Source organism: Streptomyces sp. NPDC025793 (genome assembly GCF_055558375.1).
The window spans coordinates 1-9,710 of record NZ_JBVHMR010000057.1 but is presented as its reverse complement, the minus strand read 5'-3'; the positions used below and the strand labels follow the sequence as shown (position 1 = coordinate 9,710).

Annotated in this window: 9 protein-coding genes and 1 pseudogene; 9 read left to right on the top strand and 1 reads right to left on the bottom strand. The window is 63.4% G+C overall.

Annotated elements, in window-relative coordinates; all coding sequences use genetic code 11:
- The first annotated feature begins 72 nt into the window (after positions 1-72).
- The 9 genes and pseudogenes from ACZ4MF_RS43865 to ACZ4MF_RS43825 all read left to right on the top strand — a co-directional run.
- Positions 73-1,266: a cytochrome P450 family protein gene (locus tag ACZ4MF_RS43865; protein WP_467499342.1), complete on the top strand. Its 1,194-nt coding sequence runs from the start codon at positions 73-75 to the stop codon at positions 1,264-1,266.
- Positions 1,267-1,304: 38 nt separating this feature from the next.
- Positions 1,305-1,664, top strand: a complete 360-nt coding sequence (locus ACZ4MF_RS43860; RefSeq protein ID WP_467499340.1) for a nuclear transport factor 2 family protein — start codon at positions 1,305-1,307, stop codon at positions 1,662-1,664.
- Between the two features lie 28 nt (positions 1,665-1,692).
- Entirely contained in the window at positions 1,693-2,115 is a 423-nt protein-coding gene (locus ACZ4MF_RS43855) for an allene oxide cyclase barrel-like domain-containing protein (protein WP_467499339.1), read from the top strand.
- A 104-nt stretch (positions 2,116-2,219) separates the two neighbouring features.
- Positions 2,220-3,062: a mycofactocin-coupled SDR family oxidoreductase gene (locus ACZ4MF_RS43850; protein ID WP_467499337.1), complete on the top strand. Its 843-nt coding sequence runs from the start codon at positions 2,220-2,222 to the stop codon at positions 3,060-3,062.
- Between the two features lie 100 nt (positions 3,063-3,162).
- On the top strand, positions 3,163-3,636 hold the full coding sequence (locus tag ACZ4MF_RS43845) for a nuclear transport factor 2 family protein (protein ID WP_467499335.1): 474 nt from the start codon (positions 3,163-3,165) through the stop codon (positions 3,634-3,636).
- 61 nt (positions 3,637-3,697) lie between these two features.
- Positions 3,698-4,519, top strand: coding sequence for a thioesterase II family protein (locus ACZ4MF_RS43840; protein ID WP_467499333.1), 822 nt, complete (start codon positions 3,698-3,700; stop codon positions 4,517-4,519).
- Positions 4,503-4,694: a hypothetical protein gene (locus ACZ4MF_RS43835; RefSeq protein WP_467499331.1), complete on the top strand. Its 192-nt coding sequence runs from the start codon at positions 4,503-4,505 to the stop codon at positions 4,692-4,694. Before ACZ4MF_RS43840 ends, ACZ4MF_RS43835 begins: the two co-directional genes overlap by 17 nt.
- Positions 4,691-5,917, top strand: coding sequence for a cytochrome P450 (locus ACZ4MF_RS43830; protein ID WP_467499329.1), 1,227 nt, complete (start codon positions 4,691-4,693; stop codon positions 5,915-5,917). The genes ACZ4MF_RS43835 and ACZ4MF_RS43830 overlap by 4 nt, the downstream gene beginning before the upstream one ends.
- A gap of 754 nt (positions 5,918-6,671) precedes the next feature.
- Positions 6,672-7,433 (top strand): annotated as a pseudogene (locus ACZ4MF_RS43825) (IS256 family transposase); the annotation flags it as partial.
- A 7-nt stretch (positions 7,434-7,440) separates the two neighbouring features.
- Here ACZ4MF_RS43825 and ACZ4MF_RS43820 read toward each other — a convergent pair.
- Positions 7,441-9,525, bottom strand: coding sequence for an ISAzo13 family transposase (locus ACZ4MF_RS43820; protein ID WP_467499327.1), 2,085 nt, complete (start codon positions 9,523-9,525; stop codon positions 7,441-7,443).
- Between the last annotated feature and the right edge of the window lie 185 nt (positions 9,526-9,710).

Genomic DNA, 9,710 nt, shown 5'->3' with positions numbered 1-9,710 from the left:
AAGGAACGCCCCCTCATGACCGACTCCACGAAGCCCCGCACCTCCGGCACCCGGACAGCCGAGGCCGACCTGTTGAACTGGGACTTCATTCAGGACCCGTATCTGACCTACCAGGAGATGCGCGCCGGGACGGGTCCCCGGCGGCTCGTCATCAAGACATTGAGCACAGGTCTGCGTTCGTGGCTGGTCACCGAATACAGCGATGTGCGCCGGCTGCTGGCCGATCACAGACTCTCGAAGGCGGCCGGGGGTGCCGCACCGATCATCGCCAAGCACAGCACGCAGGACGTCTCGGGCGCGTCGATCACGTCGGACAGCATGCTGTTCAGCGATCCGCCGCAACACACGCGCCTGCGGCGGATGTTCAGCAGGGCGTTCACGATGCGCCGGACACTGGATCTGCGGCCGCGCATCGAGGAACTCACCGACGAGTTGCTGGACGCGATCCCGACGGGAGCCGAGATCGACCTGGTGGAGTCCGTGGCGATGGCCATCCCCATTGCGGTGATCGGTGAGTTGCTCGGCGTACCCCGAACCGCCCACCACGATCTTCGTCGGTGGAACCGCGCGCTGACCAGCGTCGACTCGGAGCCGTCGGACAAGTACCAGGCCTACATGGCGTCGCTCGACTACTTCCGGACCCTGGTCGCCCAGAAAGCGAGCAGTCATGACGGCGCGGACGACCTGATCAACGCGATGATCGATCTGGACAATGAGGAGCGGTTCGAGGAGTCCGAGCTGCTGTCCACCATCTTCCTGATGATGAACGCGGGGTACGAGACCACCGCGAGCCTGATCAGCAGCTCGGTGTACGCACTGCTGAAGCATCCCGAACAGTTGGAGCTGTTGCGCTCGGATGCCGCCCTCATACCGAACGCAGTGGAGGAGTTCCTGCGTTATGAAAGCCCGTTGAACCTTTCTACATTGCGCTACACCACCGAACCGGTGGAGGTCGGCGACACGGTCATCCCCGCCGGCGAGGTGGTGTTCCTGGCGCTGTCCTCGGCGAACCGGGACCCGGACCGGTTCGCGGAGCCGGACCGGCTCGACATCCGCCGAAACGCTGCTACGCACCTGGCCTTCGGCCACGGCATCCATCATTGCGTCGGCGCGCCGCTGGCCCGGCTGGAGGGCGAAATCGTGCTGGCCCGGCTGTTGGACAGGTTCCCGCACTGGGAGGCGGCCGAGCCGCTGGAACGACTCACCTGGCGTTACACCCTGCAGTTCCGTGGATTGGAGCGGCTACCGGTCAGGCTGCACGCATGATTCATCGACACCGTCAAGGACGAGAATGGAGCGGACCCATGTCAGCAGAAGTGATCGACCGGTTCTTTGAGAGCTCGGGTGCGGGCGAAATCGAGACCGCCGTCGAATGTTTCGCCGACGACGGGAAGTGGATCACGCCCGACGGAGACGGAATCGGGACGGTTCACACCAAGGATCAGATCGGCGACCTGATCACCAGTATGAATGCGATGCGTGAAAAGATGATCGCCTCTGGGGTCGACGGGAAGTTCGAATCGCCGATCATGTTCGACGAGAATATGGGCCTGGTTCGGTGGACCGTCGAGACCGATGACGGAAAGGTGGTCAACCGTGGTGTTGACATCTTCATCCTGAGCGACGGGAAGATCGTGCTCAAAGACGTCTACCGCAAGGCCTGAAACACTCACTCAAGAAGGGGCAGAAGCCGTGATCAACAGCTACGAGGAACTGGTCGAGACAACGATCAGCGCCACCACTGACATCGAGGACTTCGAGAACATCCAGGTGGGCCAAGGCGGTATTTACCAGCACGCCCTGTTCACCAAGTCGGGTGAACAGGTGGCCACCACCTCGGGTGGCTACAAGATTCACTATCAGCGAGAATCCGACAAGCAGTTCATGGCCTATCTGACCAACGACGTCGTCTTCGAGGACGGGTCCGGAACGATCAGGGTCGCCGGCTGGATCGATCTCGGCTCACTCCTCTCGGGGGACTGGGCCTACTACCCGAGTGTGGGTACCAGTGGCCGGTACCTCGGCCAGACAGGTTTCATGGCCTGGCGCCCTTACGATCTCGGCAAGGTGGAAGGGGCCGACGTGAAACTCATCATGTTCGCCTCCGCCGAGTGAACGATCCCGCGATGCCGTGACGGGGTGAGGACACCCACCCCTCAGCATTCATGGCATTTCGCTGCAAATCAGACACCTTTGTTCTCTGATGTGGAGGTTGAGGAATGGGCCGGGTTGCCGGGAAAGTCGCACTGGTCACTGGCGCTGCGCGTGGAATGGGACGTTCACATGCGGTGCGGCTTGCCCAGGAAGGGGCGGACATCGTGGCTGTCGACCTGTGCGCAGACCTCGAGACCGCACCGTATCCGGGGGCGGACGGTCAGGATCTCTCCTCGACGACGCAACTGGTCGAACAGCTGGGCCGGCGGATCCTTGCACGCCGGGCGGACACGCGCAACTTCAACGAACTGCAGGACGTCGTCGACGAGGCGATAGACGAGTTCGGGCACATCGACGTCGTGTGCGCAAATGCAGGAATGTCCAGCTTCGGGTTCTCATGGGAACTCACCGAAGAGGCCTGGCAAGAAATCATCGACGTCAATCTGACGGGCTCGTGGAAGACCGTCAAAGCGGTGATCCCTCACATGATCGAAAGGAATGAAGGCGGGTCGCTGGTCTTCATCAGCTCGACAGCGGGGTTGATCGGCGTGCCGACCATGGCGCACTACACCGCATCCAAGCACGGCGTGGTCGGGTTGATGCGTGCCTTGGCGGTCGAGCTGGCACCACACAACATCCGCGTGAATTCGGTCAATCCGGGAAACGTCGACACGCCGATGGTCAACAATGCTCCAATGCGAAAGATCTACCTGCCCGAAGTCTCCGATCCGACACCGGAGGACGCGAACGAAGTGATGAAAGAAATGAGCGCGCTGCCCATCGGCTGGCTGGACTCGCAAGGGGTCAGCGACGCCGTGGTCTACCTGGCGTCGGAAGAGGCGCGTCACATCACTGGAATCACGCTTCCGGTGGACGCCGGAATGATGCTCCCCAATAAAATCCGCTAGGATCCGGTGCCGTTCCACGACAAAGACGTCGCATCGGTCGGCCAAAAAACTGCCAGCGTCTCAGGCGTGCGCGAAACAAACTACCGGAGGGTTTCTCACGATGACGGAAAACGCGCTCTCTCTGACGGTCGACCGACTCGACCTGATTGAGTTGACGGCCAAATACGCCTATCGACTCGACACTCGCCAGTTCGATTCTCTGATGGAGCTGTTCAGCGACGACAGCCCGGTTTTCGACGAAGAAGGCTTCGGGCTGGGCAAGTTCACGGGGAAGGACGAGATCCGGCACCACTTCGAAGCCGATATCTACGGACAGATGGAGAATCTCTGTCATATGACGGTCAACCACGTCATCAACGAGATTCGCGAGGACCGGGCGTCCGGCAACTGCCATGTCTTCGCCCAGGGTGATGTACGGGCCGGCGGGATCTCCCGGGCCACCGCGTACTACCAGGACGAATACGTGCGCGAGGACGGGGTCTGGAAGTTCTCCAGTCGCAAAGTGATCCCGTTGACCAAGCCGGAAATCGGTACCTTCGAATTTCCCGCAGGGCAGAGCCCGTTCGATCAGTAGACTGGACGGCTACCGGGCGATCAGGGGTGTTTCCGGTCGCGGGGCCCGAGGAAGAAGGAACGTGCACGCATCAACCACAAGTGGCGGATCATGGATCAGGCCCCTGCGAAGCTCGGCTCGGCGCGGTCAAGTACACCTCGTCTGCTTTCCGTTCGCGGGCGGTTCCGCAGGGTATTTCCGTTCACTGGCAAACTCACTCGAACCGTATGTATCGGTGCTCGGAGTCCAGTATCCAGGGCGGCAGGACCGCCGTCACGAGCCCTTGATCGAGGACATTGGTCAACTCGCCGACGAAATTTGTGAGGAGCTGATCCCGTGGGGAACGCAGCCGCTCGCGTTCTTCGGTCACAGCATGGGGGCGGTGGTGGCGTTCGAGGTGGCACGTCGCTTCCAGCGGGACAATCGCCGCACGCCGCTCGCACTGTTCGCGTCCGGACGTCGCGCCCCGTCGTGTCATCGCGCTGAGGATTACGACGCAGCCGACGACGACAGTATCATCGCCAACCTTCGATCGCTGGGCGGAACCGACCCGGCGCTTCTCGCCGACGACGAGATGAGGCGCCTGATCCTTCCCGTTGTCCGTGCCGATTACCGGGCCGTCGGGACTTATCGTGCGCCAACAACAGAGACCATGGTGAACGTGCCGATCACGGTGATAACCGGCGATCGCGATCCGAGCGTGTCGCTCGAGGAAGCGCGTGCTTGGCGAGGACATGCAGCGGGATCCTTCGAGATGAAGGTCCTGACCGGAGGACACTTCTTCATACATGATCACGTCGCCGAGATAGCCGACTGCGTGAGGCGTGTTCTCCTCGGCCCCAGTTCCGAACGCACTCGGCCGCTGCGACCGGAAGGGGGAGCCGGCCATGGAGGTCGGCCTTGAAGTGAGCTGCCCGATGTGCGGAGGTCTCATCGAGGCGGCCGACAAGGACGAGCTCATCCGCCTGTCCCAGTTGCACACGATCGATGCCCACCGCTACAACGTTCCCGCTGAACACGTGTTGGCCGCGATGACCCCCGGTGATATGGATCCCGGCCAGGGAGAGGACGCGCAATGAAATCTGCAGCGGCGGAATGTCCCACCGTGGACGTGAACATGCTTGACCCCGACTTCGTGCAGGACCCCTACGAGACCATGGCCGAGTGGCGGACCCTGGGGCCGGTTGTCTACAACTCCCACCACAAGCAGTACATGGTCACGTCGCACCGCAACTGCGCGCGCGTACTCGGCGACATCCGTTATTTCAACTCTGCCAACGTGCTCCCGGAGATGGAGAAAGCGTTCGGCGGACCGACTTTTCTCGGCACCGATGGTGCACGGCATCAGACGGTCCGCGGAATCTGGGAGCCAGACTTCGAGCGCAGGACTGTCGAAGCCGACTGGGCGGCGCGGATACAGCGAATCGTGGACATATATGTGGATCAATTCGCCGAACGCCTTCGCTCCGGTGAATCCCTCGACGCTCTCGCGGAGATGACGCGGATCATTCCCACTGTTGTCACTGCCCAACTGCTGGGCGCCGACGAGGACGTGCACGAAGACTTCATCAAATGGAGTGACGCAACGGCGGCGGTTCTCGGCGCACGGCTGGACCCGACCCCGAGGGGACAAGAGATCGTCGCCGACGGCGCTGCGGCATCAGTTGCCCTGAACTCGTCCATCGCCGGTCTCATCGAAAAACACCGTGCGCTGGGAGCGAGCGATGGATCGCTCATGGCCAAGATGGTGCACGACGATTTCGCGCCCTCCATGCCCGACCGGGAGATACTGGCAAACGGGACGATGCTGACGGTTGCGGCGAACGAGAGTACGGCGCAGGTGATGGCGATGATGTTGTATGCACTGGGACACCATCCTGATCAGCGTCGCGCGCTGGCCGCCGACAGGTCGCTTGTTCCGGCCGCACTCGAGGAGGTCCACCGCTGGTCGACTCTCACACAGTCGGTTCTGCGCTTTTCCTGCAGCAACGAATCGAAGGTCGAGGATTTCACCATTCCCGAGGGTTCCGCAGTCGTGACTCTCCTGGGTTGCGCGAACCGCGACCCCGCCCGCTGGGACAACCCACACTCCTTCGACATCTTCCGTACCCGTAAAGCACATCTGGGCTTTGGTTTCGGTCCCCACATCTGCCTTGGAATCCATATGGCGCGGATGGAGATGCGCATCTGGCTGAATCGCCTGCTGGACAAGCTGCCGGAGTACGAGATCGCGGGCGATGTCGAATTCGGCCCCGACTTCACGCTGCGGGGCCTCCGGGGGATCCCGATCAGCGCGGCATGACTGATCTTCAGCGGCCACCCGGCGTCGGCAGGAGCTGATCCTGACGCGGTGTCGGTGGCGTCGTCGCCGACGTCACCAGGCCCGTGAACTCGTCACTGAGGTGAGCCGGTTGTAGCACGAGCGGCATCAGGCCCAGCTGGCGTCCCGGCCACGAAAGAGGGCGGTGGGCGTCGGCTGCCGCTCGACCACCCTCTCCACCAGCCGCAAACTGCGCGCTCTGCCACCAGGACACCCGCTTCATGACTTGCGGTCTCTGCTCGACAACAAGGAGACCGCCCAGGCTCGCCAACGACTCAGCGCCGCCGCAACGACCAGGCACACCTGCGGCGGATCGACCCGGTGGACCTGCCGCGGGCTACCTCAGAGGCCCGTGCCGGCCTGACTTGCCTGTTGGAGGCAGCGAGGTTTCTCGCGGACTGGCCTCTTCTGCACCTCACGACCGTCCGCTGGGATGCACTCACCCGGACTGCCGCACTCGAATACCGTGAGCTGACAGGACATCATCCGGTCGTGCCGACCCGCACCATGACGGTGCCCCGCAACGACCTCGAGGCCAGCAGCCTCTACCTGCGCGACAGCGACCACGAGCTGCACCTCCTGTGCCCGTTCCTGGTCGGCCGGGAGTGTCTAATCAACGGCGGATCTGATGATCAAGGAGACGCGTCTGATGACGGAGACCGCCGTGGAGAACGAGCAGGCTGAGCAGGTGGTTCAGGCACCGTCGAGTGCGGTGTCGGACGAGCAGCTCGTTGCGATGCTCGTTGACCGGGCCCGGAACGACGGACTGCAGCTGACCGGCGAGGGCGGGCTGTTGCAACTGCTGACCAAGCGGGTGCTGGAGTCCGCCCTGGAAGGCGAGATCACCGACCACGTCGGCTACGAGAAGCACGACCCGGCCGGGAAGAACAACGGCAACAGCCGCAACGGCACCCGGGCGAAGACCGTGCTCACCGACGTCGGCCCGGTGGAGGTGAGGGTGCCCCGCGACACCGCCGGCACCTTCGAACCGCAGATCGTCAAGAAGCGGCAGCGACGCCTGACCGGCGTCGACGAGATGGTCCTGTCGCTCTCGGCGAAGGGCCTCACTCACGGGGAGATCTCCGCCCATCTCGCCGAGGTCTACGGGGCGGAGGTCTCCAAACAGACCATCTCCACCATCACCGACAAGGTCATGGACGGCATGGCCGAATGGCAGAACCGCCCCCTCGACCGGGTCTACCCGGTCCTGTTCGTGGACGCCATCAACGTCAAGATCAGGGACGGGCAGGTCGCGAACCGTCCGATATACGTGGTGATGGCGGTGACCGTGGACGGCACCCGCGACATCCTCGGCATCTGGGCCGGAGACGGCGGCGAGGGCGCCAAGTACTGGCTGCACGTGTTCACCGAGCTGAAGAACCGCGGCCTGGACGACGTGCTGATGCTGGTATGCGACGGGCTCAAGGGCCTGCCCGAGGCCGTGGAGACCGTCTGGCCTCGCACGATCGTCCAGACGTGTGTGGTTCACCGAAGCCGGTAAGGATTCAACACGGTGTTTCGCTGTCTTCTGTGACGGATGCGAGTACGTCGGCGGCCGTTGCGAAGCGTCGTTCGGCGAGCGTCGGGACGTATGTGTCTTGTTCGAGGAGGGGACGGACATCCTCGATGGCGTTGCGTATGGTGCCGCGGCTGACACCGAACAAGGTGGCCAGGGCTTGCTGATCGCACAGATCTCGCTGGGAAAGGACCGTCGCCAAGATCCTGTCGGCGTCAGTGATCTTTTGACGGAAGACGCCACCACGGGTTCCCGGGCGTCGATCACCACCGCGCTGGCGATGTCGGCGTTGTTCGAGCGCGGCTTGGTAGGGCACGGTGATCCGGTCGATCAGCGCCTGGAAGTCCGGGCGGGACATGCCGGTGAGGGCGGGGTGAGACAGGGTCTGGGAGAGTTCCATCCGGCTGGTGGTCGCGCCGCCCTCCGCCCAGTCGCGCAGCTCTTGGGCGGAGGAGAAGTAGTGCGCGGTCTGCGAGACGGTGACCTGCTGGGCGTCCATGAGTGTGCGGGTCTCACTGATGACCTTGCCGATCGTGACCGCGTTGATGGCGAGCAGATCGACGAGAACCTTCTGGGAGCAGACGCGGCGTAGGTAGACCACGGTGACGAGGATGCGGTCGGCGTTCGAGAGCAGGGGTCTGCCGTGTGCTCCGGCTGCTTTCAGGCGGCGGCCGCCGCGCTGCTGGAACTTGCGTTGTTCGGCCTGAGCGGCTTGCGCGGGGGCCAATTGGGCGCACAGTGCCTTCAGCTCCGATGAGGTCATGCCGCTCAGACACGGGTCGGAGAGCATCGCCAGAACCTGCGACCTGCTCTGGTCCCGATCGCTTGTGCTGATCGCGCAGTTGCCGGCGGTGCCGGCTGGGGCGATCGTGTAGTTCCAGGATCCGTGCCGGGCATGGGGTGTGATCGGCAGAGAGCGCAGGTGTTCGCGGCTGACGGAGATTCCCACCGGGTAGGTCCCGGTGTCCAGTTCGGCGTGAACGCGCAGGCCGGTGCGGGTGCGGGTTGCGGCGATGCTGTTGACCACGACTTCGTGGCTGGTCAGGGGCCTGCCGCGCCAGTTCATGGTGATGTGGGAGAACAGCCGATGCTCGACCTTGTTCCACTTCGAAGTGCCCGGCGGAAAGTGGCAGACGGTCACCGTGAGACCCATCTGAGCGGCGAAAGCGGCGAGTTCAGCCTTCCATAACCGGTAGCGGTAGCTGTTGGATCCTCCGCAGTCCGCGGTGATCAACAGTCTGTCGGCATCCGGGTAGTCGATCCGCCCGCGGGCCTGCCACCAGCGGCGGATCGACTCGACGGCGAACACCGAGGTGTCGTGATCGGTGCCGACGTTCACCCAGCCGCTGTCGTGGGCCAGATCGTAGATGCCGAAGGGTATCGCCACGTCGACGTCGGGGCCGATGAAGTAGAAGCTGTGGTCCTCCACCTGCACCGGATGGCCGGCGGGGCGCCATTGCCGCCCGGGGTTCGGCAGCTGCCCCAGCTGTTCCTTCTTCTTGGCATCGATGCTGATGACCGGCTGACCGCCGGACTGATGCTGCTTGACCTGCTCGTTGATGTAGTGGAACTGTGCGTCCCGGTCGGGGTGCTGCTTGCCCTCCAGGGTCTTGGCGCTGGCCTGCAGGCTGAAGCCCTGCCCTTTCAGAAGCCGCCCGACGGTCGGAGCGGAGACCGGGTGACCCTGCCGGGTGAGCTCCTCTGCGAGGTTGCGCAGGGACTTGGTGGTCCAGCGCAGCGGCGACATCGGATCACCCCGTTCGTCCGGCTCCACCAGCTTCAGCAACGCAGGAATCAGGGAAGGATCTTGTTCCTCGGCGGGCTTGCGGCCACCCCCGGGGCGCCGGACGCAGCCTTCCGGTAGCGGATCCCCACCGGCCTCCAGCTCGAACACCCCGTTACGGACCGTGCTCTCGCTCACCCCGGCCACCCGCGCAACGGCCCGTACTCCACCGTGTCCGAGCAGTCGCGCCTCCTGGGCCAGCAGCAGACGCCGCTGACGCTCGTTCAGATGCGGCAAGACGACCTGGAACCGCAGCGCAAGCTGATCCAGAACGTCGGCGGCGAAGCTCATACCAGAACAACGATCTTGTCCTATGAAAGCAACGGGTTGATTCTTTACGGCTTCACCTGCTGCGGAACTCGTTCCGTTACGCCGCCCGTCAGTGGGCGTTAAGTCCGATCTTCCTCGGTTCGTGATCGCTCGATCGTGGTACTGACAGCCGTACGAGCCGTCGGGTGGGCATGTCCATGTTGAGA